We start from the raw sequence: 25,131 nt of genomic DNA, 5'->3' as shown, positions 1-25,131 counted from the left end.
GCCGTTGGGCCACTTTGCGGTGATCGCGCCGCCGCTTTATAGCCACTTTCACGCGTTGCAGGCGTTAGCACAAACGCTGCTGGCGCGTGGCCATCGCATCACCTTCATCCAGCAAGCCGACGCCCGCACTTTACTCAGCGACGAACGCATTAATTTCGTTGCAGTAGGCCAGCAAACGCATCCGGCCGGTTCGCTGGCGCCCGTGCTGCATCGGCTGGCTTCGCCGGGCGGCCTGTCGCTGTTTCGCGTAATCAACGATCTCGCCTCCTGCACCGATATGCTGTGCCGCGAACTGCCAGCGGTACTGAAATCGTTGAACATTGATGGTGTGATCGCTGATGAAATGGAAGCAGCAGGCGGATTGGTCGCAGAAGCGCTGCATCTGCCGTTTGTTTCGGTGGCCTGCGCCCTACCGGTCAACCGTGAAGCCGGCATTCCGCTGGCGGTGATGCCCTTCCGTTATGCTCAGGATGAAAAAGCGCTGAAACGTTTTCAGGCCAGCAGCGATATCTATGATCGCATCATGCGTCGTCACGGCGACGTCATCCTCAAACACGCGCGGGCGTTCAATTTGACGGCGCGGCGCGGATTGCATCAGTGCCTTTCGCCGCTGGCACAAATCAGCCAGATGGTGCCAGCCTTTGATTTTCCGCGTCAGCAACTGCCGGCCTGCTATCACGCCGTCGGACAACTGCGCGCGCCGGTTGCGGCAGCGCCGCTCAATGCGCCCTGGCCGGCGCTGCGCCAGCCGGTGGTTTACGCCTCGCTGGGTACGCTGCAAGGCCATCGCTTCCGCCTGTTTTTGCATCTGGCACAGGCGTGCCGCCGCCAGCAACTTTCGCTGGTGATCGCTCATTGTGGGGGATTGAACGCCGATCAGGTGCACAAGTTGCAACTGGCTGGTGCAGCGTGGGTGACGGATTTTGTCGATCAACGTGCCGCCCTGCAACACGCGCAGCTTTTTATTACTCATGCCGGATTAAACAGCGCGCTGGAAGCGCTGGAATGCGGTACGCCGATGCTGGCGCTGCCCATTGCCTTTGATCAACCCGGCGTGGCCGCGCGCATTGAGTGGCATGGCGTTGGACGGCGCGCATCGCGCTTTAACCGCGTTCATCAACTGGAGCAGCATCTGCAACAATTACTTACCGACAATCGCTACGCGTTACGGATGTCAGCGATACAGGCACAGTTGCAGCGCGCAGGCGGTTGCCAGCGTGCGGCCGACATCGTCGAACAAGCGCTGTGCCAGCAGCAAGTTGTGCTGGCGGAGGCCACCTGATGCGTGCGCACTACGATGTGATTCTGGTCGGTGCCGGACTGGCAAACGGTTTGATTGCGCTGCGTCTGCGCCAACTGCAGCCGCAGCTCAAATGCCTGTTGCTGGAGAGCGACGCACATCCGGCAGGCAATCATACCTGGTCATTTCATCAGAGCGATCTTAGCGCCGATCAGCTGCGCTGGCTGCAGCCGCTGATCACGGCGCGTTGGCCTGGCTATCAGGTGCGTTTTCCCGCGTTGCGCCGCAACCTGGACGGGGATTATTGTTCCATCGCGTCAGGCGATTTTGCCCGGCATCTACTCGCGGCGATGGGTGACGATCTGTGGACAAATGCTGCCGTTAAACAGGTAAAACCCACACAGGTGACGCTGGCGGATGGCCGTGAACTTGATGCGCAGGTGGTGATTGATGGCCGCGGCCTGCAGCCAACGCCGCATCTGCAGCTGGGTTATCAGGTGTTTCTTGGACAAGAGTGGCAGCTGGCGCGGCCGCACGGCCTGCAGCAGCCGATCCTGATGGATGCCACCGTCGATCAGCAAGCGGGCTATCGTTTTGTTTACACGCTGCCGCTCAGCGCCGATCGGTTACTGATTGAAGATACGCATTACGTTAATCAACCTACGCTGGCGGAGAACTCCGCTCGTCAGCACATCGCTGACTACGCCAAACAGCAAGGTTGGCGGCCTGGCACACTGCTGCGTGAAGAGCACGGCATATTACCGATTACCCTGAGCGGCAATATTGATCGATTCTGGCAACAGCAGCGCGGCCAGCCATGCAGCGGCCTGCGCGCCGGACTGTTTCACGCGACAACCGGTTATTCTTTGCCGTCCGCCGTGGCGCTGGCGGAGTTGGTAGCCACGCTGTTGCCCACCGATGCCAGCACGCTCAGTCAACATATCGAACGCTTTGCCCGTCAGCAGTGGCGCGAGCAGCGATTTTTCCGCCTGCTGAACCGCATGCTGTTTTTGGCCGGTAAGCCGCAGCAGCGCTGGCGTGTAATGCAACGTTTTTACCGGCTCAATGCCGGGTTAATTAGCCGTTTTTACGCCGGACAACTTCGTCTACATGATAAAGCGCGGATTCTGTGCGGCAAGCCGCCGGTGCCCATCGGTGAAGCGCTGCACGCGCTGTTGAATTCTGTCGAACCAGGGAAGAAAAAATGAAACGCACTTATGTGATTGGCGCAGGCTTTGGCGGCCTGGCGCTGGCGATTCGCCTGCAAGCGGCGGGCATACCAACCACCTTACTTGAGCAGCGCGACAAACCGGGCGGACGCGCCTATGTGTTTGAAGATAGCGGCTTTACCTTTGATGCCGGGCCCACGGTGATCACCGATCCCAGCGCTATCGAAGAGTTGTTCACGCTGGCGGGAAAATCGCTAAGCGATTACGTCGAGCTGATGCCGGTCACGCCCTTCTATCGCCTGTGTTGGGAAGATGGCAAACAGCTCGACTATGACAACAATCAGCCGTTGCTGGAGCAGCAGATCGCTACCTTCAATCCACAGGATGTCGCCGGTTATCGTCAGTTCCTCGCCTATTCGCGCGAGGTATTCAAAGAGGGTTATCTGAAACTCGGCACGGTGCCGTTTCTGCAGGTGCGTGACATGCTGCGTGTTGCACCGCAGCTGGGACGTTTGCAGGCGTGGCGCAGCGTCTACAGCATGGTGGCGAAATTTATTCAGGACGATCACCTGCGGCAGGCGTTTTCCTTCCACTCATTGCTGGTGGGCGGTAATCCTTTTGCAACGTCATCAATCTATACCTTAATTCATGCACTGGAACGTGAATGGGGCGTGTGGTTTCCGCGCGGTGGCACCGGCGCGCTGGTGAAGGGCATGGCGCGACTGTTTGAGGATCTGGGTGGCGAGCTGTTACTGAATGCCGAAGTGAGCCAGCTGGAAACCAATGAAAATCGTATTAGCGGCGTCCAGTTAAAGGATGGACGACGCTTCGATGCCGCAGCCGTAGCCTCCAATGCCGACGTGGTGCATACCTACGACAAGCTGCTACGCCATCATCCGCTAGCAATGAAACGTGCGACATCGCTGAAGCGTAAGCGCATGAGCAACTCTCTGTTTGTGCTCTATTTTGGCCTCAATCAGCCGCATGAACAGCTCGCGCATCACACCGTCTGTTTTGGTCCGCGCTATCGCGAATTGATTGATGAGATTTTTAATAGCAGCCAACTGGCAGAGGATTTTTCACTCTACCTGCACGCGCCCTGCAGCAGCGATCCGTCGCTGGCACCACCCGGCTGCGGCAGCTTTTATGTGTTAGCGCCGGTGCCGCATCTCGGCACCGCTGACATCGACTGGCAACAGGAAGGACCGCGCTTGCGCGATCGAATTTTTGCTTATCTGGAGCAGCACTACATGCCGGGATTACGTCAGCAATTAGTGACACACAGAATGTTTACGCCGTTTGATTTTCGCGACACGCTGCATGCCCATCACGGCTCGGCGTTTTCGCTGGAGCCAATTTTGACGCAAAGCGCCTGGTTCCGACCGCATAACCGCGATGCCGATATCAGCAATCTCTATCTGGTGGGTGCGGGTACGCATCCAGGCGCGGGCGTGCCCGGCGTAATTGGTTCCGCCAAGGCCACCGCTCAGCTGATGCTGGAGGATCGCGCTGAATGAATCGACAGCCTTTACTCGAGCAAGTGACACAAACCATGGCGGTGGGCTCTAAGAGTTTCGCCACCGCCGCCAAGCTGTTTGATGCACCGACACGCCGCAGCACGCTGATGCTGTATGCATGGTGTCGTCATTGTGACGATGTGATTGATGGGCAAACGCTGGGCGAAAGCGGCACGCAGCATGCCGTCGAAGATGCGCAGGCACGCATGCAGCATCTGCAGATTGAAACCCGCCGCGCCTACAGCGGCGCGCACATGGATGAACCGGCGTTTAAGGCGTTTCAGGAAGTGGCGCTTATTCATCAACTGCCGCAACAGCTGGCGTTTGACCATCTGGAAGGCTTCGCCATGGATGCGCGCGACGAACACTATACGAGTTTCGACGACACGCTGCGTTACTGCTATCACGTCGCGGGCGTAGTCGGTTTGATGATGGCGCGCGTAATGGGCGTGCGCGACGAAGCGGTGCTCGATCACGCCTGCGATTTAGGGCTGGCGTTCCAGCTTACTAACATTGCGCGCGATATCGTCGAAGATGCCGAAAATGGTCGCTGCTATCTGCCGCAAGCCTGGCTCGATCAGGCGGGATTACGCGCCGATACGCTGACAGCACCGCAACATCGTGCGGCGCTGGCCACGCTGGCTGCGCGTTTAGTGTCGGAAGCGGAACCCTATTATCACTCGGCGCGGTTCGGCTTGCCGGGTTTGCCGCTGCGCTCGGCGTGGGCCATCGCGACGGCACGCGGTGTTTATCGCGAAATCGGGGTGAAAGTTCAGCACGCCGGTGTTCACGCCTGGGATTCACGACAGCGCACCAGCCGCGGCGAAAAACTGGCGCTGCTGGTGAAAGGGGCCGGCCTGGCGATCACTTCGCGTGTGGCTCGTCCGACGCCACGTCCGGCTGGTCTGTGGCAGCGTCCTCGTTGATTTTTCTCCCGTGGCGCTGACGCAGCGTGGCTTGCAGCTTATTGAGCGGTGGCGCGTAGAGGAAACCAAACGACACGCAGCCTTCACGCCCGCGCACTGCATGATGCATGCGGTGCGCCATGTATAAGCGCTTGAGATAGCCTTTGCGCGGGATATAGCGAAACGGCCAGCGTTGATGCACCAGGCCATCGTGCACCATGAAGTAAAGCGCGCCGTAGGTCGTCATCCCGGCACCAATCCACTGCAGCGGCCACATGCCTTGCACGCCGACATAGACCAGCACGATCGCCAGCACCGCAAACACCACCGCATACAGATCGTTAAGTTCAAACTTGCCGCTGTGCGGTTCGTGGTGCGACAAATGCCAGCCCCAACCCCAACCGTGCATGATGTATTTATGCGACAGCGCCGCGACGATTTCCATCACCACCACGGTTGCCAGCAAGATAAGCACGTTCCATAACCAGATCATTGTTCGTCCATTTGTGGAAAAGGGAAATACTAAAGGTGGACGCGGATGAGCGATGGCGCAAGGTTTACCATGTTTAGAAATTTTAAAAGTCCACAACACGTTAGAAAGCTGCATTGCAGAAAGCGCAGATTTCACCCATACTCACCACACTGATTTATACACGTGTTAACTACACGGGGGATTTATGCCTTCTACAGCCGTAAGACAAAAAAAAACTGTCAGCGTGACACTTGAACCTGCATTACTCGAGCAGGCTAGAGAAGCAGGGCTCAATTTATCCGCCATCCTATCTAAAGCTTTACATTATGAAATTCGCACAACCGAAGCGGAAAGATGGAAGCGTGAAAACAGTGAAGGTTTGCAGGAACTCAATCGCATAACCGAAGAACACGGTTTATTGTCGGATGAATACAGGACGTTTTAGACATGCAATATTTTATTTATCGCAATACCAATAGGAACAGCGAGTACCCTTATCTGGTAGACGTTCAAAGTGAGATTATCGGCGAACTGGCGTCACGAATCGTTATCCCGCTCTACCCTCTAAACCAGTTTAAAAAAAAGCAAGTTGAACGACTTAATCCGGTAATCAAGGTTGAAGGCGAGGAATTTCTGGTCATGACTCACGAAATGGCCAGTGTGCGCGTGTCGCTTCTAGGCGATCAGGTGATGGATGCACGTGTGTATCGCCAGCGGATTAAAGACTCGGTTGATTTTGTCTTTGATGGGTTTTGATACTTTACATCCTAAAAGCCCCTCGTTAGTATTGCCCTCCTTTCAGCAGTTAATCGCCGCTGCGTAAGCGTTAACGTCAACCAACGCACCATAAGCAGACTCGCTCTGCCTCATTGCTATGGTGCGAAAATATGACCCATACCGTTTTATCTGCGAATCCTGCTCTGCGTCGTTCTGGTTTTTTCCTGTTCTTACTGCTGCTGACAGCGGCCAACTTGCGCACGCCTATTACCGCGGTTGGCCCGGTGCTGGAAAACATCCGTCTGACGTTTGGCTTGAGCGCCAGTGCGGCGGGCGTGATCAACTTCTTGCCGCTATTGATGTTCGCTACCTTAGCGCCACCCGCAGCATGGTTCGGCAACCGTTTTGGTCTTGAGCGCAGTTTATGGGGCGCATTGCTGCTCATCACGCTGGGATCGATTCTGCGTATCAGCGGCAGTGAAAATGCGTTGTGGGTGGGAACGATCATCCTGAGCTCGGGGATTGCGGCGGCCAACGTGCTGCTGCCGCCGCTGATTAAGCGTGATTTCACCGAACACACCGCGCGATATGTTGGCTTGTACGCGATGACCATGGCGATCACCGCCAGCATTGCATCGGGCGTGGCGGTGCCGCTGGCAGAGCTGAGTCGCGCGGGTTGGCGACTTTCATTGGCGGTGTGGCTGATTCCGGCGATTATCGCACTGTTAGCCTGGCTGCCTTATCTGAAAAAGCCTGCATCTCAGAAAAATAACAGCGCCAATAGCACATCAACACGCTCACCGTGGCGCGCGGCCTTAGGCTGGCAGGTTTCGCTGTTTATGGCCTGCCAGTCGCTGGTGTTCTACACCTTGATCGGCTGGTTTACGCCTTTTGCGCAAGACAGCGGCATTAGCCAGCTGGAAGCGGGTGGCATGCTGTTTGTCTATCAGATTGTGGCCATCGTTTCGAACCTGGCCTGCATGAGCGCACTGAAAAAAATGCACGACCAGCGGATGATTGGTTTTCTCGCATCGCTATCGATTTTTATCGCCGTCGCGGGACTGTTAATGGCACCGCAATACGCGCTGCTGTGGCTGATTCTGGCGGGACTGGGCGCCGGTGCATCAATGGTGATTTGCCTGTCGCTGTTTAATCTGCGCACCCATGATCATTTGCAGGCTTCGAAATTGTCGGGCATGGCACAGTGCGTCGGTTACGGATTAGCGGCGCTGGGCCCGCTCTGTTTTGGCCTGCTGCATGATGTCAGCGGCAACTGGCAGTGGCCGCTGATGCTGCTGTTGGTGATTGCGGGGTTGCAGATGATTGTGGCTACGCTGGCTGGGCGTGCGCGGGTTATTTAATCTGGAAATCATCCAGCGTGGTGCGGGTCAGGGGATCTTGCTGGGTGGCGCTTAACAGCGAATCGAGCAGACCCGGAAAACGGGCATCGAGATCGTCGCGTCGCAACGACAGCAGGTTTTCACGTCCAGAGGGTTTCTGCCAGATAATGCCGCCCTCGCGCAGCACGCGCCAGTGATGGGTCAACGTGGATTTGGAGACGCCTTTCAGCAGCGATCCGCAAGTATGTTCGCCGCCGTCCGCCAGAATGCTGATTACCGTCATGCGCATCGGGTTGCCCAACGCCGCCAGCACATTCTCCAGCCTGATTTCGTCGCGCTGTGGATGGTTTTCCAGCATGGCGTGCCTCTTAATAGTGGGTGAACCACGAATTATCAGGCAGGCAAGGCTCGATGTACAGAACACGGCGAGCGGTTGCCCGCCGTGAATTTGACATTACTGGCTAAGGGTTTGCTTGAGTGCCGCAATTGAGGAGGTTACGCCCGCTTCCACCGACATGGTGAGATCTTCCATTTCCAGCGATACCCAGTCGTTGTAGCCCATCATGCGTACCACCGAGAAGAACTCTTTCCACCACTGCAGATCCTGGCCGCAACCAACGGCAACATAGTTCCAGGCGCGATTGGCGACATCTTCTACCGGTTTGGTTTCCAACAGACCATTGATATCCACCAGCCCACGCTCCAGACGCACATCTTTGCCGTGACAGTGATGAATTGCCGGGCCGAGTGCGCGCGCTGCCGCAATCGGGTCCGCGCCCATCCACAGCAGATGGCTGGGATCGAGGTTAAGTCCCACCATCTCACCCACCGCGCCGCGCAGACGGAACAAGGTTTCCGGATTCCACACCAACATCGAACTGAAGTTCTCCAGCGCGAATTTCTCCACGCCGCTCTCTTTAGCGCGCTGCACCAGCCCTTGCCAGTAGGGGATCGCCACTTCATTCCACTGATAATCGAGGCAGTTTTTCAGCGTTGGCGGCCAGCTTACGGTGTACGTGATCCAGTTTGGAATGGTGTCGTGCGGGCTGGCGGGCGGCAAGCCGCTCATCATGACGATTTTCTTCACCCCCAGTTCTCCGGCCAGCGCCAGCGCGTTTTCCGTATCGCGCTTATGTTTGTTGCCTAATTCGCCTGGATCGAGCGGATTACCCGACACATTCAGCGCCGCAATCGACATGCCGCGGCTCTCCAGCGCCTGCAACAACTGTTGACGCTGCGTGGCGCTGCCAAGCAACGCTTCGGTACGCAGATGCGGCGCTGGTGACCAGCCGCCGGTCGTCATCTCAACGCCGTAAACACCTAGCTCCAGCAACTTATCCAGCATCTGTTCAAACGGCAGATGACCCAGGCTATCGGTACAAAACGAAAGTTTCATGGCAATCCTTATTCGTAATTAACCCAGCTCGCGCCGTTGTCCGCAGAACGCACGCAGTTTTCAATCCAGCGCACACCTTCAATTCCGGCGTTAATATCGGGATAGATCAGGTTATCAAGCGTGGTTTGGTCGCCCTGTTGGGTGGCGTGGATGGCGATAGCAAATTTCAGATAGATATTGGCCCAGGATTCCGCCAGGCCTTCAGTGTGCAGCGCGCCCAGGCGTTCATCGGCCAGGGCGCTTTCATGCAGGTACGGCATGCCGTGATGCATAATCTGATTCGGCTGGCCCTGCACTTCATATTTCAGCTCGCCTGGGTTGTAGTCGCTCCACTCCAGGCTGGCGCGCGAACCAATCACACGAATACTTTGGCTGTCCATCGAACCGGCATTAATCGATGAGGCCCACATGCGCCCTACCGCGCCGTTGTCGTAATGCATCAGCACCATGGCGTTATCTTCCAACGGCGCGCGCGAGGGAATGAAGCTTTGGCGATCGCACAGCAGCGATTTCACTTTCAGTTCTGGCAACACCAGCTGGGAGATGTAGAAAGTGTGCGTCGAGATATCGCCGAGCACAAAAGACGGACCGGCAATCTTTGGATCGACGCGCCATTTTTGCGCTTCGCTAAATTTGTCGGCGCTGTCATTGGCGCTGAAGCCGTGGGTGTATTGCAGCTCCACCATGCGCACATCACCAATTTCGCCGTTGGCGATCATCGCCCGCATCTGCATCAGCAGCGGATGGCCGGAGAAACCGTAGGTCACGCCAACGATCAGCCCTTTTTCCGCCGCTAATGCTTTAATTTCCAGCGCTTCGGCGGTAGTGAAGAACAGCGGCTTTTCACAAATGACGTGAATACCGGCATTCAATGCCGCTTTGGTGATCTCAAAATGAGTGCCGTTTGGCGTGGCGATAGACACCACTTCAACGCCATCCGCACGCTTCGCCTCTTCGGCCAGCAGCTGCTGATAAGTGGCGTAGCAGCGATCCGCATCGAGCCCTAAGTTGACACCGAAATCGCGGCCACGCTCGGCATCGATATCAAAGGCGCTGGCCACCATCTGATACGCCGTGTTATCACGCAGCGCACCGCAACGGTGTTTATAACCCACCTGGCTGAGACGGCCGCCACCGATCATGGCCCAGCGCAGTGGGCGTGGAATACTCTTTTCACCGATGAGCATAACAACTCCTGTTTATTTTGCACTCGGGTGCAAAATGGTTTGAGGTAAGAGATCAGAGATTAATTTTTAGCGTTTTACTGTTTTGCTACCGGGTGCAAAATAAGCTGCACACGACAGGTAAAAACGAGATTTGCTTGGTAGTGGTGAGCAAAATGTCAGCTAAGACGACTTTTTAGTCAATCTGGCAAAGTGCAAATCAGCGAAATCGATCACAAAAAGTTAATGAAATGCACCCGATTGCAAAAAACGTTGCAATCGGGTGCAAAGATCAAACATAATCGCAACATCCTAAAAACAGGGTTATTTGTCGCGCTTTACGCCAATTGCGTGCGCTTAGGTGTTTATTTTCCGTTGGGTTTCACGTTCAATGCTGTGGGTCTCCGCTTTTTCCCCTATGCAGGTGCTATGAGTAAACCAACCGCAAAATCCCACAAAGCCACCGCCAGCGATGTGGCAAGACTGGCTGGCGTCTCGAAATGGACGGTATCGCGTGCCTTTACGCCCGGCGCGTCAATTTCCGAGAAAGCGCGCGAACGCGTAATCGCGATTGCCACCGAGCTGGGTTATCGCCCTAACCTGCTGGCCCGCAGCCTGTCGCAGAAGAAGACACAGATTATTGGCGTGGTGATCGACGAGCTGAAAAATCCGCACTCGATGCTGATGCTCGACACCGTCACCCGCCAGCTACAGCAGCGCGGCTACATGGCGCTGCTGCTGAATATTGGTAGCGGTGAAAACTACCGCGCGGTGCTGTCGCTGGCCGATCAGCTGCAGGTCGATGGCATGCTGTTTCTCGGCACGGTGCTGAGTGATGAGCTGGTCGCCGTGGCGCGTGAAATGCACCACATTCCGCTGGTGCAGGTGTGCCGTAACAATGACGAGCCGGATATTGAAGTGGTCAATATCGACGGCTTGCAGGCGGGCAAACAGCTGGGCGAACTGCTGCTGGCGCAAGGTTATACGCGCATCGGGTACATGATGGGCCCGGCCACCAGCAGCCATCACACGCTGCGTTTGGAAGGTCTGCAACTTGCGCTGAACCAAGCTGGCCTGGCGCTGGAAGTGCTGCTCACCGCCGGTGAATACGCCCGCGAACGCAGCTACGCAGCGTTGACTGAATATCTCAACGCGCACGCGCCCGATCAGCGGGTTGAAGCGCTGTTTTGCGAAAACGATGTGCTGGCGCTCGGCGCGCTGGCGGCCTTACGCGAAGGTGCAGGCAACAAATTCATGGCGGTGGTGGGTTTCGATGACATCGATGAAGCCAGCTTGCCCAGCTGGCAGCTCACCACCTTCAGCCAGCGTATTGATTTGATCATCACTGAAGCCCTGAACCGGCTGATTGATGAACGTGCCACTCCGGGTGGCGTTTGGTCTCAGGGAGAATTGCGTATTCGACGCTCTCACCTGAAGCCGTAAGGTAACAAGGAGGAGAGATGAAGTTGTCGTTGCATGGCGTGTCTGTTTGGTACAGCAATGCCGTCACTCAGTTACGCATCGCCCATGAGACTGGCTTTAGCGGGCTGGAGATCCTGCCAGAACATCTGTATCGCTATCTGGATAACGGTGGCAGCTATGCTGCCTACCGCGATCTGATGGCGAAATACAGCGTCGATATTACCTGCATCAATGCGCTGAAACGTATTGGCCGCCATGAGCCGGAAGCGCGAGCTGAGCTGCTGCGCGAAGCGGAAAAAATCTGCCAGGCCGCGGTGGAACTGCGTTGTCCGGTGGTGCAAATCATGGCGCTGACCGAACTCGATCATCTTTCCGCCGCCGAGCGTGATGCCATCCTGCTGGAGAATATCTCCGCCATCGCCGATATCGGCGCACCACACGGCATTAAATTCCAGATTGAAGTCGTCGCCTTCACCGCGTTCAATTCGCTGCAACACGCGCTGGATCTGATTAAACAGAGCGGCAAAGACAATCTTGGCGTGGTGGTGGATTTCTGGCACCTGCATGCCGGCGGCGGCACCACGCCTGCTGAAGTGGCGCGCATGGATAAAGATCTGATTTACGGCGTGCATTTCTGCGATGGCCGCGCGGCCAAGCCGGGTGAAGCCTGGGATGAGTGGGTACAGCGCGACTACGCACCAGACCAGGGCGATGTGGATATTGCCGCCTGGGTGGCGGCGGTAAAAGCTACCGGCTACGACGGCGTTTGGTCACCGGAATTATTAAGCCCGCAAAACTGGGAAGACGATTTATGGGATATTTCCCGTCACTGCTATGAAGATATGAATAAATATATTCATTAACATAAAGGGAGCCCGATAAACGGGTTTCCCGTAAATACGGTCACCATAAATGGCGACCGTATATTTACCCTACCTCTGAAAAAACAATAACGAACGCAGATTCGTCGCTAGCGCCTGCGCGCTATTTGCGCACGGTCATTGCGTCTGAAATATCTGAACGTCGTGCTCTGTCAATATTCATCTATTGAAGTTTAAGGGATAAAAAGTATGAACCGAAGAGAAGCGCTCTTTTCGCTCAGTGGAATTGTGGCATCCCTCGCCGTCGCGCCGCAGCTGCGGGCGAAAGAGCTGCACAATGTCCCGCTGGAAACCCAACTCAGCACCGATCACCTGCCGCAACCGGCATGGCAAGACGGTTATCAGGTGCTCACCAATCCGCTGGATCGCCTGAATCTGGCAGCCATTTTTGACCGCCTAATCCCCGCCGATGACCTTGGCCCTTCCGCCAGTGAAGCGGGCGCGATTGAATTCCTCGATAACCAGTTAGCCGGTGATTATGGCTCTGGCGCGGCGCTCTATTTGCAGGCGCCGCTGCATCCGGAAAATGAAGCGGCATTGATGGGCAGCCCGCAATTTCTTACCCCGCCAAAAGCGCGCTACTTAACCGGTTTAGCCGCGCTGGAAAAGTGGGCGCAGCAACAGCATCAGGCTTCATTACATACCTTATCAGCTGAACAGATCGATACATTCCTGACAGCAATGGAAGACGGCAAGATCGATTTAGGAAAAGACGTGAATAGCCAGGCGCTGTTTGAATTAATGCTGCAAAACGCGCGTGAAAGCTATTTAGCGGATCCGATTTATGGCGGAAATAAAAATATGGTGGGTTGGAAGATGATCGGTTTTCCCGGCGCACGCTATGACTATCGCCCTTATATCGAACGCCGCAACGAAAATCTGGCGCTTATTCCCGTCAGCCTCATTCCTAACGATTAAATAGCCGGAGCTGAGTCAATGTCATTAGTAAGAAATAAAGCTGACGTGGTCATCGTCGGCTTAGGTTGGGCCGGTTCGGTGATGGCGGAAGAGCTCACCCGCGCGGGACTTAACGTGGTCGCCATTGAACGCGGTGCCTGGCGCGATACCTCGACCGATTTCCCGGTCGCCATTGATGCCGATGAACTGCGTTTCCACACGCGCCGCAAAATCCTGCAGCCGATGAGCGTGGAAACCACCACCTTCCGCAACCGCAGCGATCAGCTGGCAGCGCCGGTACGTAACTGGTCAGCGTTTCAGTTTGGCTGGAACGTTGGCGGTGCAGGCACGCACTGGGCCGGCATGTCATGGCGCTTTACGCCGTGGGATTTTGAAGTGGCGAAGCAAACCCGCGAACGTTACGGCGCGAAAAAGATGCAGGGTTTGCAGCTGCAGGATTGGGGCGTGACCTACGACGAAATGGCGCCGTTCTACGATCGCTTCGAGCGTATTGCGGGCACTTCCGGTATCGCGGGCAATCTCAACGGCCAGCCACAAAAAGGCGGCAATATCTTCGAAGGCCCGCGTTCACGCGACTATCCAACCCCGCCGCTGAAAGATACGCACTGGATGAGCAAGTATCGCAAAACCACCGAAAGCATGGGGTATCACCCGTTCACGGTGCCGGCCGGTAATCTGTCGCAAGCTTATGTCAATCCGCTCGGCGTCAGCATGGGTCCGTGCACCTATTGCGGCTTCTGCGACTTCCACGGCTGCGGCAACTTCTCCAAGTCATCGCCGCAAGCGTGCATTCTGCCGGTACTGATGCGACGTCCAAATTTCACGCTGCTGACCGAAACGGAAGTGTTGCACGCCGTAAAGCATGACGACGGTAAAACGGTGAAAGGTGTGAAATTTATCACCCAGGATGGCGTGGAGGGCTTCCAGCCGGCGGATATCGTCTGCATCACCGCTTATCAGATGGATAACGTGCGTCTGATGCTGCTCTCCGGCGTGGGCGAACAATACGATCCGCTGACCGGTCGCGGCACCATTGGCCGTAACTACAACTATCAAACCTGCTCCAGCGTCAACGGCTTCTTCGATAACGAATTTATGAACCCGTTCATCGGCGGCGGCGCATTGGCGGTGCAGATTGATGACTTCAACGGCGATAACTTCGACCACAGCGATCTCGATTTCATCGGCGGCGCGGGCATCATGGGCTTCTCCACCAACGGTCGTCCAATTCAGAACATGAACGGCCTGCGTCCCGGCACCAAACGCTGGGGCAGCGAGTGGAAAGCGGGCTACAAGCGCGATTACCAAACCGCCGGTACCATCTTCTGTCAGGGCACCTCGATGCCGATGCGCGAAGCCTATCTCGATCTCGATCCCAACTACAAAGATCGTCACGGCCAGCCGCTGATCCGCACCACATTCGACTGGAACCAGAACGATGTGCGCATGGCGAAATTCGTTACCGATCGCGCCATCGACATCATGAAAGAGACCGGCGGCCAGCATATCGTGGTGGATAACCAGGCGGAGAAGAGCTGGAATCCGTACCAGCAGCACAGCTCGCACACCATTGGTGGCGCGGTGATGGGCAGCGATCCCAGCACCTCCGCACTCAATCCCTATCTGCAAAGCTGGGATGCGCACAACCTGTTTGTGGTCGGCGCATCCGCCTTCCCGAACAACGGTGGTTATAACCCGACCATCACCATTGGTGCGCTGGCGGTGCGTGCTGCGCAGGCGATCCACCAGAAGTACATCCATAATCCGGCACCGCTGGTGGGGGCGTAATCATGGCGAAAGCAAAGAAAATTACCTACACGCTCGCCGCATTGGCGGTGATTGCGGGCATCGCGGCGTCGGGCCGTTTGTGGGTGGTGTTAGACAGCGCGCGCTCAAACGTTGCCGACGACAACGTGCAGTTGGCCGATTTCCACAGCAATGACGATGCCGCTATTAAACGCGGTGAATACGTGATGCGCCTCGCCGACTGCGCCGCCTGTCACAATGCGGACTTCTCCGGCGGCTACACAATCGATACGCCTTTTGGCGCGCTGCAGACCTCGAACATTTCGCCGGATCGTGAAACCGGCATCGGCAACATGACCGAGCGCGATTTCTTTAACGCGGTGCGTCAGGGACGCGGCGAACACGGCTTCCTCTATCCGGCGATGCCGTACACCGCTTATACACAGATGAGCGATGATGATATGCACGATCTTTGGGCCTACTTTTCGGCACAAAAACCGGTGCACAACGCCATCGATGAAAATGCGGGCATGAATTTCCCCTACAACATTCGCCTGGCGATGGCTGGCTGGAACCTGTTGTTCTTCGATAACAGCGCGTTCAAGCCGCAAACCGCGCAGAATGATGAGTGGAATCGCGGCAAGTATATTGTTGATGGTCCGGCGCACTGCAGCGTCTGTCACACCGCGCGCAACGCGCTGGGCGGCGAAATCAGTAGCCAATATCTGCAAGGTGGCAATCTGGGAAGCTGGTACGCGCCGGATATCACGCCGAATCCTCATGCTGGCATTGGCAAATGGAGCGACGCGCAGATCGCTGACTACCTGAAAACCGGTTCGAACGGTGCAAGCGTGGCGGCGGGTCCAATGGCCGAAGCGGTCGAGCACTCGACGCAGTATTTTAACGATCGTGATTTGCACGCTATCGCCACTTATCTGCGCAGCTTACCGGCTTCTTCCACGCCGCAAGCCGCCGGATTCGTGATGGATAAAACGCGTCACGATCGGGCCGCACTGCGCTATGAAGTGGATTGCTCGGCGTGTCACGGGTTGTCGGGTGAAGGTATCACCGGCATGGTGCCCGCTTTTGCCGGCAATGGCGCGATGCAGAACGATCCCACCAACATGATCCACGCATTGCTGGACGGTGCCCGCGCGCCGCACACCGCAGGCCGACCAACGTCCGCAGGCATGCCGGCATTCTCCTGGAAGCTTAACGATCAGGAAATGGCCGATGTGCTGAACTACGTGAGGAATTCGTGGGGTAATCAGGCTGCCGAGGTGAAAGCCAGCCAGGTCGCCGATCTGCGCAAAGCCACCGGCGCAAGCGCTAAGCTGAAAGTACCGGTAATGAAATAGCGTTTCTCCACCGAGCTTCTGGTTACCGTTCAGAGTCGTTGCTGGTCGCTAACCAGCAACACTTTCAGGATACAAGGGTTGCCAGTTATGGCGACCTTTTATCGATGCATCAGCGCAGCAGCTGAGTAATCCCCCACAGCGCTAACGCATGATCGTCTGCAGACGGTAAACCGCTGATGGTGACTGCACCAATAATCGCGCCCTGAGCAGTGAGCAGCGGGAAAGAACCACCGTGATCGGTGTAATCTTCCTGGCGGATATTGCGCTGCTGCGCCATACGCTCGCCCTTCTGTTCATTCATAAGCCCCACATACATCGAAGAGTGGCCGGTCAACAGCACGGTATTACGCTTACGACGCATCCATTCCAGATTTTCTGGGGCGGATCCTGGCAACGCCGCCAGAAACAGCACCTGACCAAACGCATAGACTTCGATAGCCACAGGCGCATTGTCTTCACGCGCGCGCTGCTGGATGCTTTGGCCGATTTGCCACGCTAAATCGAAATCAAACTGCGGTAAACGATGCTCGGCTTCCTGCTGCTGCAAGGTTTCTAAGGACGGCAGCGATGACATGATAGAATCCTCTCAATTTGAAATAAATTTTCCATATTTTATATCATGGAATGAATTTTTCGCATGTGATGAGGTTCTCACTTCAGATTGTGCTAACCGGAATCGCACCGTAATGCACCGCGAGCCACACCGTTGGGCCCTTGCTGTCGGTCCAGTTGACGCGATGGCGGCAGCCAGCTGGGATCTCGACAAAATCACCGACCTGCAAGTGACGCTCCTGCGTTTCCCCTTCCAGCTGCAATCCTGCCGATCCTTGTAACACCAGCACCCATTCCCCTTGCGTCTGGCAGTACCAGAAATCGGGCGGACTGGCTTTTCCGGTAGAAACGATGCGTTCAATATGCAGATTGGGCTGCGTCAGCAGCGCTTCAAACGTCTCTGCGTTGCCGTTCTGTGCGGCGGCGGGGAAATCGCGAAACAAGTTAGTTATCATCGCGCGGGCTCGACATTTAATGAAATCAGCCCGCACTGTAACGCAGGCTTCACCCAGAAGGCTCACAGAATTTTGCGCCGCCGATTGACGCGCTGCGCGCAAATCACCATCATCCTGGCCAATAGTGGTTACACGGAGTGTGAAGGTGTCGGAACTCAGTAATGCATTGCTAGAAGAGATTGTCAGCGAAGTTCGTCCGCTCACCCAGCAGGGAAAGGTGGCGGATTACATTCCGGCGCTGGCCGACGTGGATGCCGATCAGCTCGGCATCGCCATTTGCACGCCCGACGGACGCTGTTTTCAGGCGGGCGATGCCGCGACGCGCTTCTCCATTCAGTCGATCTCCAAAGTGCTGTCGCTCAGCGTGGCGCTTACCTTGTATGAAGAGGGTGAAATCTGGCAACGCGTCGGCAAAGAGCCGTCGGGACAGGCATTTAACTCGCTGGTGCAGCTGGAGCTGGAACAGGGCAAACCGCGTAATCCGTTTATCAATGCCGGTGCGTTGGTGATGTGCGATCTGCTGGAAAGCCGCCTGACAGCACCACGCCAGCGCATGTTGGAAATTGTGCGCCGTCTGGCGCAGCAAAATGACATCCATTACGACCGCGTCGTCGCGCGCTCCGAATACGAACATTCGGCGCGCAACGCTGCCATCGCCTGGCTGATGAAATCCTTCGGCAACTTCCATAACGATGTCAGCAAAGTGATGGAAACCTATTTTCACTACTGCTCGCTGGCGATGAGTTGCGAAGAACTGGCGCGCACCTTTCTCTATCTCGCCAATCATGGCCGCACGCAGGATGATGAATCGGCGGTGATCTCACCGCGCCAGGCACGTCAGGTGAACGCGCTGATGATGACCAGCGGCATGTACGATGGTGCCGGGGAATTCGCCTGGCGCGTGGGCATGCCGGCGAAGTCGGGCGTCGGCGGCGGCATTGTCGCGGTGATACCCGGTGACATGAGTATCGCCGTCTGGTCGCCGGCGCTGGATCATTCGGGCAACTCTTTAGCGGGCACCGCGCTGCTGGAGAAACTTACCGAGCGATTGGGAAGATCGATTTTTTAGACAATGTGGTTAGTGCGATCCGAAGAATGCGCGCAATTGGTTTGCCAGATAAGGCACTCCGGCTTCGCCAGTTGCTGCCATGACCGTCAATTCGACTAATTCAGGCCGGTCATGTACGCGTATTCCATTACGCTTTAAAAACAACATGGTTACGTTAAGCGAGGTTCTCTTATTTGCATCGGCAAAAATATGCCCGCGTGAGATTGCCACCCAATAGGTTGCTGCAAGCTCAAAAATATCCTAAATCCCTTCGTAATATTCACGATTAATAACGCGGGCAACAATAGCTTCTGCTCTTCCGGGATCGGACATTCCTGCAACACCGGCATAACGCTTTAAAAGGTAATCGTGAAGTGCGATAACCTCCTCGGCAGAAACGTGAATCATCTATCTGTTAACGCTTTATTAGATGCATCAAACTCACCCATTAACTCTGCGAATTCAGCATCCAGTACGGCTTTTCGATACGCCTCGAAACTGGCTTTGCTGATGACAACCGCTGAGTCACCGCTGCGTCGAGTAATTTCAACGGCCTCGCCTGCAATCGCCTGGTCCAAAACCTGAGATAAATTCTCTCTGGCGCTGGTATAAGTAAACTTGTTCATAATACCTCCAACATGTACAGGTGAATGGTACATCTCTTGACCTTTGTCATCAATGGTATTTCCTGACGCGATGTTATGTTTCCGCTCTGTTTTTATCAGGTTGCATTAACGTTAACAGCCGCATCTCTTTAAGTGACTATTTTCAAAAGGTGCGAATTTTTTCTTAAATAGCCTCTATTTTTTTAACCCATCAGCGTCAATCGCGTTACACTTCCGCCTCATTTACGGAATCATCCACTAGCAACCATGACGTTTACACATCACTTCCGCCAGCGTTTGACTGCCTGCGTCGCCATTGTGGCGGTGCTGCTGCTGTTCGTCGCGCCGATTGTGTCGAAAACGTTGATGGAGCGTCAAAGCCAGCTGCTGGCGATGCCGCAGCACAGCATGATGGATAGCTCAATGAGCCATCATGAAATGATGATGGCGGATATGCCGATGCCCGGCATGAGCCATCACATGATGGACGACGGCGAGTTTGCCTGCGGCTATTGTGATCTGCTGGTGCATGTCCCGCTCCTGATGTGGGTGTTTATTCCGTTTATCTGGCTGATCATGGTGATCTCGCGCGCCCCGCCGCTGCCCCACGTGGTTGCGCCGATTGTGCGTCGCGTTAGCAGCATTCATCGTCCGCGCGCCCCGCCTGCACCGCTTTCCTGCTGACCTCATTTATTGCAGCGCACGCTCAGCCTGAGCGATGTGCTAAGACAATTTCTTTTTGGAAGGAAGACGGCTTTGTCTGCTGCTCACTCTGCAGCACCGCGCGGCGCGGTGCTTAATTTGCTACGTCGCTTACATTTTTATATTGGTCTGTTTGTCGCCCCGTTCATCTTTGTTGCGGCGCTCAGCGGCACGCTTTATGTGTTGACGCCCCAGCTGGAAAACCTGATTTATGCCGATGCGCTAACCGCTGAACCTCAAGGCAACGCGCAGCCGCTGTCTGCACAAATCAGCGCGGCCCGTGCCTATGCGGGCGGAAACCAGCACATCTACGCGGTGCGTCCTGCGCCGGGCACAACGGATACCACGCGCGTGCAGTTCAGCGACGCCACGCTCGGTGCATCACTGTCTCGCGCGGTGTTTATCGATCCCTACAGCCTGAAAGTGAAAGGCGATATGCCGGTTTACGGCACCAGCGGTGTGTTGCCGCTGCGCACCACCATCGACTTACTGCACAGCAGCCTGCTGCTAGGCGATTTCGGTCGTAACTACAGCGAACTGGCGGCGTCCTGGCTGTGGGTGGCCGCTCTCGGCGGCGTGGTGCTGTGGCTGGGAACGCGTCCGAAACGTAAGCTGAAGCAACCGCGCAGCGGTTTCGCCTTCAGCCGCCACTGGCACATTACGCTCGGTCTGACGCTGGCGATCGGTTTGGTGTTCTTCTCGGTGACCGGCCTGACGTGGTCGCAGTGGGCGGGCGGTAATATCGATCGCATGCGTACCGAACTGAACTGGCTGACGCCACAGGTGAATACTTCGCTCAACAGCGATGCGCCTGCTGCACCGGCCGATGCGCACGCCGATCACATGCCGGATAGGGATATGCCGGGCATGAGTATGCCGATGTCGTCGATGACCAAACCAACGGCAGCGCCCGCCAAACCGGCGCGCAATAACGCCGCTGATGCCGACTGGGATCGCGTGCTGAATGCGGCGCGTCAGGATGGACTGAGCGCGGCGAAGCTCGAACTGCGTCAGCCGAAAAGCGCAGATAACGCGTGGGCGGTGACGGAGATCGATCGCAGCTGGCCTACGCGAGTTGATGCGGTGTCGGTGAATCCGCAGGATTTTAGCGTGGTGGATCACGTCTACTTTGCCCGTTTCCCGCTGGTGGCGAAGCTGACGCGCTGGGGCGTTGATGCGCATATGGGCGTGCTGTTTGGTTTACCCAATCAGCTGCTGCTGGCGTTCTTTGGCCTCGGTTTATGCAGCATGATCGTGTTCGGCTATCGTATGTGGTGGATTCGTCGGCCAAAAGATGTCGAAGCGAATCCGGCACAGACCCTAACCGAAACCTGGATGGCGTTACAGCACTACGCCAAAGTCGCCTGGTTAATGGTGGCGCTGGCGCTGGGTTATGCGCTGCCGGTGATGGGCGCGAGTTTGCTGGCGTTCCTGCTGCTGGACATTCTGCGCTGGCGCAAACAGCAACGCGCACCGCTCGATGAAGCCGCGCTCTTGGCTTCACAGCAATCTCCGCTGGGCATTATTCGCGCGCGATTTGCCGTGAAGCGTAAAGAGATGCGCTACTTCCTGCGCGGTTTGTTTATCCTGGCGCTGATTGTCGGCACGGTGATGAGCAATGCGATTATCGGCGGCGTTATCGATCAATATGGCATTCCGTTCAGCCATTGGTCGCTGACCATGTACATCACGCAGGGCTTTATGATTGCGTTGTACACCACGGTATTTACCGCGCTGACGTCGATTCCACTGTGGTATTTCTTCCTCGGCGAAAAGGATGATCGGGGATAAGTGCGTGGAGTTTAATGGTGCGCAGGAATGCGCACCGTACGGCCTGAGATCGCCATTCATGGCGACCTGTCATTGAGATTTAAAAATCGGCTTTCAACACTACGCGGTAATTGGCTTTACCCGCGCGTACGTGATCCAGCGCTTCATTGATTTTAGACATCGGGAACTCTTCCACCTGCGGTGCGATATCCGCACGCGACGCCAGTTTCATCAGTGAACGCAGCTGGCCTGGCGAACCGGTAGAGGAACCGGTCACCGCGCGATCGCCCATAATAAGGCTGAACGCTGGCACTTCGAACGGCTTCATCACTGCGCCGACGGTGTGGAATTTACCGTGCGGGGCCAGCGCCTGGAAGTACGGCGCCCAGTCGAGATCCACCGCTACCGTGCTGATGATCAAATCAAACTGACCGGCCAGCGCATTCAGCGCCTGCGGGTCGCGGCTATTTACCACGCGGTCCGCACCCATCGCTTTGATTGATTCGGTTTTGCTGGCATTGGAGCTGAATGCCGTCACTTCTGCACCCATCGCACGCAGCAATTTAATCGCCATGTGGCCCAGGCCGCCGATGCCGATCACGCCGACGCGGCTGGTGGCGGTGACATGATGCATCAACAGCGGTTTAAACACGGTGATGCCGCCACATAGCAGCGGACCCGCCGAGGTGTAATCCATCGCTTCTGGCAGCGGGATCACCCATTGCCAGTCGGCGCGCAGATGGCTGGCAAAACCGCCTTTGTTCATGATGGTTGGCACTGAACCGTTCTCACAGTTAACGTGCTCGCCATTGATACAGGCATTACAGTGCTGGCAGCTTTTCGCCGTCCAGCCGATGCCCACGCGCTGGCCCACTTTCAAGCCTTTATTCTGCGCCGCATCCCCTAACGCGCTGATGCGACCAATCACTTCGTGGCCGGCAATCACCGGGAACGAGGAGATGCCCCACTCGTTATCAATCATCGACAAATCTGAGTGACAAACACCGCAGTAATCGACCTCAACCTGCACCTCTTCAGCAGCCAGTTCACCGGCTTCATACTCATGAGGCACCAGCGCTTCACCCGCGTTCAAGGCGGCATAACTTTTGATTTTCATTACTGTCCTCTGTATCCACGTTTTTGACAGGGCAAGTCTAGCAGAGCGTGTTTCCCGCTCTTGACCATTAATCCGTCACTTAGCCGCTTTAACGCGATTAAAACGCTGAAAAGCATCAAGGGTTAAAGCGGATCGTGATTAAGCGGCGTGCGGTACGCTACGCGCGCCTCTTCAATCAGTTGGCTGGCGGTCACCGTGGGCGGCAAGCGCGTCAGCACTTTGCTCGCTTGCCAGTAACACAACACCATAAGTTCATCGGATTCGCTTTCCGCCATCTCCAGCAGCCGCTCGCGCAAAGTGGGAACGTCCAGCGTTTGGTGTTCATCCATTAACTCGGCAATGGTTTCATTGAGAACCTGATGAATGATTTTCCAGGAGAGATTGGCAAACACATTGAACCTCGATGCTCTTGACGTTTGGCTCCAGGCAAATGAATCAAAAATGCTACAAGTCAGAAGATTGAAACAGGATTAACTATAGCCGCTTATTTTCTGTGCAAGGCGGTTGCAGGCTGAGTTTCTTATAGCTCGCGGATCTATAAAACGATTTTTCTTTCGCCACATTTGCAGCAATCGAATGGCTTTGTAACAAAAAAGCACAAGCCCACGCTGGCTGTTCGTGCCGCGCTTTGCCAAAGTAAGACAACTTTTATCGCTGCAACAGGGAATGACCATGAGCCAATCCACCGCATTACACGCCGATCCGCTGGTTTGGGGCCACGGCCCGAAAGTGTTCGAAGTATTTCTGGAACCCACCTGCCCGTTTTCCGTGCGCGCATTCAACAAGCTGGACGCGTTGCTGCAACGGGTAGGCGAAGAGAAGATGACATTAAAAATTCGTTTGCAATCACAGCCGTGGCATATGTATTCCGGCGTGATTGTGCGCTACATCCTTGCCGCCTCAACCTTGCCGGAGGGCAAAGCAGCCGCCAAAAAGGTGCTGCAGGCGGTGGCGGATCATCGTGAAGAGTTCGAGTTTACCGATCATAGCCACGGCCCGAATATGGATGCCACGCCGAATCAGATTCTCGATCGTCTGGAGCAATACAGCGGCGTTAACGCGCGCGAACCTTTTCTGCGTGCCGAGCTGCAGAATGAGATCAAATGGCACAGCAAATACTCGCGGCAAAACGGTATCCACGTTTCACCAACCTTCATCACCAACGGTTTGGTGCAGCTGGATATCGGCAGCGGCGACGAGATTGAATCCTGGGCTGAACGCATCCTCGCTTAACGCCTTTGGCCCGTTGCGGCGGGCCTTTAGTATGATTTCGCAATAGATTTTCGCTAGCACTACTTGCCTCAACGCCGACAATCGCTATCTGTCTAATTATGCTGTCACAGGCACGCGGTCGGGCACGGTTGCTTGTCGAACTGCTGCTGTTAACTTGCCGATGCCGCTAATCTGTTTTGCACTGTCGCGCCGTAACTAACCAGGTCGCCATCAATGACGACCTGGTGCGTATTACTGAATGACTTTCAACGCATCCACCGCGCAGGCTTCATCCAAATGGCCGCCCGGTGCGCCGCCGATGCCGATTGCGCCAATCACCTGGTCGCCGCTTTTCACCGGCACACCGCCCGCCAGCAGCAGGAAGCCTGGAATATCACGCATGTTCTGCGCACCAGCATTATTCTGTGCGGCTTCCATCACTTTACCGCTTGGGTTTTTGGTGCTCAGCGCGGTATAGGCTTTCATCTGGCTGGCTTCAACGGTGTGCGGACCGGCGTTATCCATGCGCTGCACCGCTTTCACCAAACCAGCACGATCCACCACGGTCACCGTGACGTTGTAGTTTTTCGCCGCACACGATTGAATCGCGGCGCTCGCCAGCTTCTGTGCGTCAGCAAGGGACAGGTTGGATTCGGTTAATGCAGCGTGGCTGCCGAAGGATACCAGGGCCGCCGCAGCGGCAATCAGAGAAAGGCGGATGTTCATGTGTCACTCCTGTTTGATAGTGAGTGACACTGTAAAGCGCGGCGGGCAAAAGAAATATTCGGGCGATTACCCGTTCGGCCAGGTAGTTATACCTGGTTCAACTGCTGCCAGGCGTGAATCAACTGTGCGAGATTATTGAGTTCCAGCTTGGCAAACACCGCCGCGCGATGCGCTTCCACGGTGCGCGGCGAAAGCGATAAATCACGCGCGATCGCTTTGCTGGTTTGCCCGGCAATCATCAACTGCATCACTTCACTTTCACGCGCCGATAACAGCGCAAACCGCGCCTGCAAACCCTGCTGCGACTGCCAGCGATCGGCACGCTGCTCACTTTCGCTGAATGCCAGATGAATGGTCTCCAATAGCGGTTCTATCTCCAGCGGCTTGGTGTAAAACTCAAAAGCGCCCTGACGAAATGCGCGGCGACAGGCATCAATGGTGCCGTGACCGGTCATGATGATCACCGGAAGCAGCGGATGGCGATCGCCCTGCTCCGCCAGCCAGCTCAGGCCACTGATGCCCGGCATGCGCACATCCAACAGCAAACAGCCGCGCAGCGGTTGTTGCGCCTGCGTAGCCGCTTCAAATGTGGCCAAATCGGCAAAATCGGCCACGTCGTAATCCAGCGTTTTAAGCAGAAAACCGAGCGATTCACGCACGGATAAATCATCATCCACTAACCAAACCTTTGCGACCATTC

The 25,131-nt window shown here is 55.9% G+C and carries 27 protein-coding genes and 1 pseudogene; 16 read left to right on the top strand and 12 right to left on the bottom strand.

The features are described from left to right. The first annotated feature begins 4 nt into the window (after positions 1–4). Genes ACFQW4_RS03520 through crtB form a run of 4 tightly spaced genes read left to right on the top strand, consistent with a single transcriptional unit; the run spans position 5 to position 4,852 of the window. Complete coding sequence (locus tag ACFQW4_RS03520) at positions 5–1,282, top strand: glycosyltransferase (protein ID WP_377723813.1); 1,278 nt, start codon at positions 5–7, stop codon at positions 1,280–1,282. After that, positions 1,282–2,448 carry a lycopene beta-cyclase CrtY gene (gene crtY / locus ACFQW4_RS03515; protein WP_377723811.1) on the top strand — a complete coding sequence of 389 codons (1,167 nt, stop codon included), beginning with the start codon at positions 1,282–1,284 and terminating at the stop codon, positions 2,446–2,448. Before ACFQW4_RS03520 ends, crtY begins: the two co-directional genes overlap by 1 nt. Beyond that, entirely contained in the window at positions 2,445–3,926 is a 1,482-nt protein-coding gene (locus ACFQW4_RS03510; protein WP_192413424.1) for a phytoene desaturase, read from the top strand. The genes crtY and ACFQW4_RS03510 overlap by 4 nt, the downstream gene beginning before the upstream one ends. Beyond that, a complete protein-coding gene (gene crtB / locus ACFQW4_RS03505; protein WP_377723808.1) occupies positions 3,923–4,852 on the top strand; it encodes a 15-cis-phytoene synthase CrtB in 930 nt (309 codons plus the stop codon). The genes ACFQW4_RS03510 and crtB overlap by 4 nt, the downstream gene beginning before the upstream one ends. Here crtB and ACFQW4_RS03500 read toward each other — a convergent pair. Beyond that, on the bottom strand, positions 4,791–5,324 hold the full coding sequence (locus tag ACFQW4_RS03500) for a sterol desaturase family protein (RefSeq protein ID WP_377723806.1): 534 nt from the start codon (positions 5,322–5,324) through the stop codon (positions 4,791–4,793). The genes crtB and ACFQW4_RS03500 overlap by 62 nt on opposite strands. A gap of 184 nt (positions 5,325–5,508) precedes the next feature. Here ACFQW4_RS03500 and ACFQW4_RS03495 point away from each other — a divergent pair, with 184 nt between their 5' ends. From ACFQW4_RS03495 to ACFQW4_RS03485, 3 genes are all read left to right on the top strand, one after another. Beyond that, complete coding sequence (locus tag ACFQW4_RS03495; RefSeq protein WP_137387190.1) at positions 5,509–5,748, top strand: type II toxin-antitoxin system CcdA family antitoxin; 240 nt, start codon at positions 5,509–5,511, stop codon at positions 5,746–5,748. 2 nt (positions 5,749–5,750) lie between these two features. After that, positions 5,751–6,059 (top strand): CcdB family protein, encoded by a 309-nt coding sequence (locus ACFQW4_RS03490; RefSeq protein WP_137387189.1) that lies wholly within the window; start codon positions 5,751–5,753, stop codon positions 6,057–6,059. Positions 6,060–6,190: 131 nt separating this feature from the next. Then, positions 6,191–7,381: an MFS transporter gene (locus tag ACFQW4_RS03485; RefSeq protein WP_377723803.1), complete on the top strand. Its 1,191-nt coding sequence runs from the start codon at positions 6,191–6,193 to the stop codon at positions 7,379–7,381. Here the strand turns inward: ACFQW4_RS03485 and ACFQW4_RS03480 are convergent. The 3 genes from ACFQW4_RS03480 to ACFQW4_RS03470 form a co-directional block, all read right to left on the bottom strand. Then, on the bottom strand, positions 7,374–7,718 hold the full coding sequence (locus ACFQW4_RS03480; protein ID WP_101761121.1) for a helix-turn-helix transcriptional regulator: 345 nt from the start codon (positions 7,716–7,718) through the stop codon (positions 7,374–7,376). The genes ACFQW4_RS03485 and ACFQW4_RS03480 overlap by 8 nt on opposite strands. Positions 7,719–7,814: 96 nt before the next feature. After that, positions 7,815–8,756, bottom strand: a complete 942-nt coding sequence (locus ACFQW4_RS03475; protein WP_377723801.1) for a sugar phosphate isomerase/epimerase family protein — start codon at positions 8,754–8,756, stop codon at positions 7,815–7,817. A gap of 8 nt (positions 8,757–8,764) precedes the next feature. After that, entirely contained in the window at positions 8,765–9,943 is a 1,179-nt protein-coding gene (locus ACFQW4_RS03470) for a Gfo/Idh/MocA family oxidoreductase (RefSeq protein ID WP_354466727.1), read from the bottom strand. Positions 9,944–10,348: 405 nt separating this feature from the next. Here ACFQW4_RS03470 and ACFQW4_RS03465 point away from each other — a divergent pair, with 405 nt between their 5' ends. The 5 genes from ACFQW4_RS03465 to ACFQW4_RS03445 all read left to right on the top strand — a co-directional run bounded on the left by ACFQW4_RS03465 (position 10,349) and on the right by ACFQW4_RS03445 (position 16,244). Further along, positions 10,349–11,362 carry a LacI family DNA-binding transcriptional regulator gene (locus ACFQW4_RS03465; RefSeq protein ID WP_110867234.1) on the top strand — a complete coding sequence of 338 codons (1,014 nt, stop codon included), beginning with the start codon at positions 10,349–10,351 and terminating at the stop codon, positions 11,360–11,362. A gap of 17 nt (positions 11,363–11,379) precedes the next feature. Beyond that, on the top strand, positions 11,380–12,204 hold the full coding sequence (locus ACFQW4_RS03460) for a sugar phosphate isomerase/epimerase family protein (RefSeq protein WP_377723798.1): 825 nt from the start codon (positions 11,380–11,382) through the stop codon (positions 12,202–12,204). Between the two features lie 207 nt (positions 12,205–12,411). Then, on the top strand, positions 12,412–13,140 hold the full coding sequence (locus tag ACFQW4_RS03455; protein WP_101761126.1) for a gluconate 2-dehydrogenase subunit 3 family protein: 729 nt from the start codon (positions 12,412–12,414) through the stop codon (positions 13,138–13,140). 18 nt (positions 13,141–13,158) lie between these two features. Continuing rightward, positions 13,159–14,928, top strand: a complete 1,770-nt coding sequence (locus ACFQW4_RS03450) for a GMC family oxidoreductase (RefSeq protein WP_377723796.1) — start codon at positions 13,159–13,161, stop codon at positions 14,926–14,928. A 2-nt stretch (positions 14,929–14,930) separates the two neighbouring features. Next, complete coding sequence (locus ACFQW4_RS03445) at positions 14,931–16,244, top strand: c-type cytochrome (protein WP_377723794.1); 1,314 nt, start codon at positions 14,931–14,933, stop codon at positions 16,242–16,244. A gap of 109 nt (positions 16,245–16,353) precedes the next feature. On the opposite strand, the gene ACFQW4_RS03440 is transcribed toward ACFQW4_RS03445, so the two are convergent. Together ACFQW4_RS03440 and ACFQW4_RS03435 are read right to left on the bottom strand one after the other, a co-directional pair. Further along, positions 16,354–16,818 carry a heme-degrading domain-containing protein gene (locus ACFQW4_RS03440; RefSeq protein WP_210080080.1) on the bottom strand — a complete coding sequence of 155 codons (465 nt, stop codon included), beginning with the start codon at positions 16,816–16,818 and terminating at the stop codon, positions 16,354–16,356. Between the two features lie 82 nt (positions 16,819–16,900). Continuing rightward, a complete protein-coding gene (locus tag ACFQW4_RS03435; protein WP_377723792.1) occupies positions 16,901–17,251 on the bottom strand; it encodes a cupin domain-containing protein in 351 nt (116 codons plus the stop codon). A 145-nt stretch (positions 17,252–17,396) separates the two neighbouring features. On the opposite strand from ACFQW4_RS03435, the gene glsB reads away from it, so the two are divergent. Beyond that, positions 17,397–18,320 (top strand): glutaminase B, encoded by a 924-nt coding sequence (glsB, locus tag ACFQW4_RS03430; protein WP_210080081.1) that lies wholly within the window; start codon positions 17,397–17,399, stop codon positions 18,318–18,320. A 9-nt stretch (positions 18,321–18,329) separates the two neighbouring features. Here glsB and ACFQW4_RS03425 read toward each other — a convergent pair. Further along, a pseudogene (locus tag ACFQW4_RS03425) lies at positions 18,330–18,707 on the bottom strand (type II toxin-antitoxin system death-on-curing family toxin). Next, positions 18,704–18,925: a type II toxin-antitoxin system Phd/YefM family antitoxin gene (locus tag ACFQW4_RS03420; RefSeq protein WP_110867236.1), complete on the bottom strand. Its 222-nt coding sequence runs from the start codon at positions 18,923–18,925 to the stop codon at positions 18,704–18,706. The pseudogene ACFQW4_RS03425 and the gene ACFQW4_RS03420 overlap by 4 nt, the downstream one beginning before the upstream one ends. Positions 18,926–19,171: 246 nt before the next feature. Here ACFQW4_RS03420 and ACFQW4_RS03415 point away from each other — a divergent pair, with 246 nt between their 5' ends. Together ACFQW4_RS03415 and ACFQW4_RS03410 are read left to right on the top strand one after the other, a co-directional pair. Continuing rightward, on the top strand, positions 19,172–19,588 hold the full coding sequence (locus ACFQW4_RS03415) for a DUF2946 domain-containing protein (RefSeq protein ID WP_137387179.1): 417 nt from the start codon (positions 19,172–19,174) through the stop codon (positions 19,586–19,588). 72 nt (positions 19,589–19,660) lie between these two features. Further along, positions 19,661–21,397, top strand: a complete 1,737-nt coding sequence (locus tag ACFQW4_RS03410) for a DUF2534 family protein (protein ID WP_377723789.1) — start codon at positions 19,661–19,663, stop codon at positions 21,395–21,397. Between the two features lie 79 nt (positions 21,398–21,476). On the opposite strand, the gene ACFQW4_RS03405 is transcribed toward ACFQW4_RS03410, so the two are convergent. Continuing rightward, on the bottom strand, positions 21,477–22,493 hold the full coding sequence (locus tag ACFQW4_RS03405; RefSeq protein ID WP_008108001.1) for an NAD(P)-dependent alcohol dehydrogenase: 1,017 nt from the start codon (positions 22,491–22,493) through the stop codon (positions 21,477–21,479). A 122-nt stretch (positions 22,494–22,615) separates the two neighbouring features. Then, the gene (locus tag ACFQW4_RS03400; RefSeq protein ID WP_101761136.1) at positions 22,616–22,885 is read right to left on the bottom strand and encodes a hypothetical protein; all 270 of its coding nucleotides are present in this window, start codon (positions 22,883–22,885) and stop codon (positions 22,616–22,618) included. A gap of 280 nt (positions 22,886–23,165) precedes the next feature. Between ACFQW4_RS03400 and ACFQW4_RS03395 the strand changes: the two genes are divergently transcribed. Beyond that, positions 23,166–23,726, top strand: a complete 561-nt coding sequence (locus tag ACFQW4_RS03395; protein ID WP_217547695.1) for a thioredoxin — start codon at positions 23,166–23,168, stop codon at positions 23,724–23,726. A gap of 231 nt (positions 23,727–23,957) precedes the next feature. On the opposite strand, the gene ACFQW4_RS03390 is transcribed toward ACFQW4_RS03395, so the two are convergent. Continuing rightward, positions 23,958–24,431, bottom strand: a complete 474-nt coding sequence (locus ACFQW4_RS03390) for a heme-binding protein (protein WP_192414724.1) — start codon at positions 24,429–24,431, stop codon at positions 23,958–23,960. Positions 24,432–24,517: 86 nt separating this feature from the next. Continuing rightward, positions 24,518–25,129, bottom strand: a complete 612-nt coding sequence (locus ACFQW4_RS03385) for a response regulator (RefSeq protein ID WP_350262235.1) — start codon at positions 25,127–25,129, stop codon at positions 24,518–24,520. Between the last annotated feature and the right edge of the window lie 2 nt (positions 25,130–25,131).

Source organism: Pantoea sp. GCM10028869 (assembly GCF_042666835.1).
Lineage (GTDB): Bacteria > Pseudomonadota > Gammaproteobacteria > Enterobacterales > Enterobacteriaceae > Pantoea > Pantoea leporis.
The sequence above is the reverse complement of the archived record's forward strand: the minus strand, read 5'-3'. Positions and strand labels throughout refer to the sequence as shown.

What these genes read in the sequence shown, in the direction of transcription:
- crtY (WP_377723811.1), top strand. Translation starts at nt 1,282, where the DNA reads ATGCGTGCGCACTACGATGTGATTCTGGTCGGTGCCGGACTGGCAAAC.
- ACFQW4_RS03510 (WP_192413424.1), top strand. Translation starts at nt 2,445, where the DNA reads ATGAAACGCACTTATGTGATTGGCGCAGGCTTTGGCGGCCTGGCGCTG.
- crtB (WP_377723808.1), top strand. Translation starts at nt 3,923, where the DNA reads ATGAATCGACAGCCTTTACTCGAGCAAGTGACACAAACCATGGCGGTG.
- ACFQW4_RS03500 (WP_377723806.1), bottom strand. Translation starts at nt 5,324, where the DNA reads ATGATCTGGTTATGGAACGTGCTTATCTTGCTGGCAACCGTGGTGGTG.
- ACFQW4_RS03495 (WP_137387190.1), top strand. Translation starts at nt 5,509, where the DNA reads ATGCCTTCTACAGCCGTAAGACAAAAAAAAACTGTCAGCGTGACACTT.
- ACFQW4_RS03490 (WP_137387189.1), top strand. Translation starts at nt 5,751, where the DNA reads ATGCAATATTTTATTTATCGCAATACCAATAGGAACAGCGAGTACCCT.
- ACFQW4_RS03485 (WP_377723803.1), top strand. Translation starts at nt 6,191, where the DNA reads ATGACCCATACCGTTTTATCTGCGAATCCTGCTCTGCGTCGTTCTGGT.
- ACFQW4_RS03480 (WP_101761121.1), bottom strand. Translation starts at nt 7,718, where the DNA reads ATGCTGGAAAACCATCCACAGCGCGACGAAATCAGGCTGGAGAATGTG.
- ACFQW4_RS03475 (WP_377723801.1), bottom strand. Translation starts at nt 8,756, where the DNA reads ATGAAACTTTCGTTTTGTACCGATAGCCTGGGTCATCTGCCGTTTGAA.
- ACFQW4_RS03470 (WP_354466727.1), bottom strand. Translation starts at nt 9,943, where the DNA reads ATGCTCATCGGTGAAAAGAGTATTCCACGCCCACTGCGCTGGGCCATG.
- ACFQW4_RS03465 (WP_110867234.1), top strand. Translation starts at nt 10,349, where the DNA reads ATGAGTAAACCAACCGCAAAATCCCACAAAGCCACCGCCAGCGATGTG.
- ACFQW4_RS03460 (WP_377723798.1), top strand. Translation starts at nt 11,380, where the DNA reads ATGAAGTTGTCGTTGCATGGCGTGTCTGTTTGGTACAGCAATGCCGTC.
- ACFQW4_RS03455 (WP_101761126.1), top strand. Translation starts at nt 12,412, where the DNA reads ATGAACCGAAGAGAAGCGCTCTTTTCGCTCAGTGGAATTGTGGCATCC.
- ACFQW4_RS03450 (WP_377723796.1), top strand. Translation starts at nt 13,159, where the DNA reads ATGTCATTAGTAAGAAATAAAGCTGACGTGGTCATCGTCGGCTTAGGT.
- ACFQW4_RS03445 (WP_377723794.1), top strand. Translation starts at nt 14,931, where the DNA reads ATGGCGAAAGCAAAGAAAATTACCTACACGCTCGCCGCATTGGCGGTG.
- ACFQW4_RS03440 (WP_210080080.1), bottom strand. Translation starts at nt 16,818, where the DNA reads ATGTCATCGCTGCCGTCCTTAGAAACCTTGCAGCAGCAGGAAGCCGAG.
- ACFQW4_RS03435 (WP_377723792.1), bottom strand. Translation starts at nt 17,251, where the DNA reads ATGATAACTAACTTGTTTCGCGATTTCCCCGCCGCCGCACAGAACGGC.
- ACFQW4_RS03420 (WP_110867236.1), bottom strand. Translation starts at nt 18,925, where the DNA reads ATGAACAAGTTTACTTATACCAGCGCCAGAGAGAATTTATCTCAGGTT.
- ACFQW4_RS03415 (WP_137387179.1), top strand. Translation starts at nt 19,172, where the DNA reads ATGACGTTTACACATCACTTCCGCCAGCGTTTGACTGCCTGCGTCGCC.
- ACFQW4_RS03405 (WP_008108001.1), bottom strand. Translation starts at nt 22,493, where the DNA reads ATGAAAATCAAAAGTTATGCCGCCTTGAACGCGGGTGAAGCGCTGGTG.
- ACFQW4_RS03395 (WP_217547695.1), top strand. Translation starts at nt 23,166, where the DNA reads ATGAGCCAATCCACCGCATTACACGCCGATCCGCTGGTTTGGGGCCAC.
- ACFQW4_RS03390 (WP_192414724.1), bottom strand. Translation starts at nt 24,431, where the DNA reads ATGAACATCCGCCTTTCTCTGATTGCCGCTGCGGCGGCCCTGGTATCC.
- ACFQW4_RS03385 (WP_350262235.1), bottom strand. Translation starts at nt 25,129, where the DNA reads ATGGTCGCAAAGGTTTGGTTAGTGGATGATGATTTATCCGTGCGTGAA.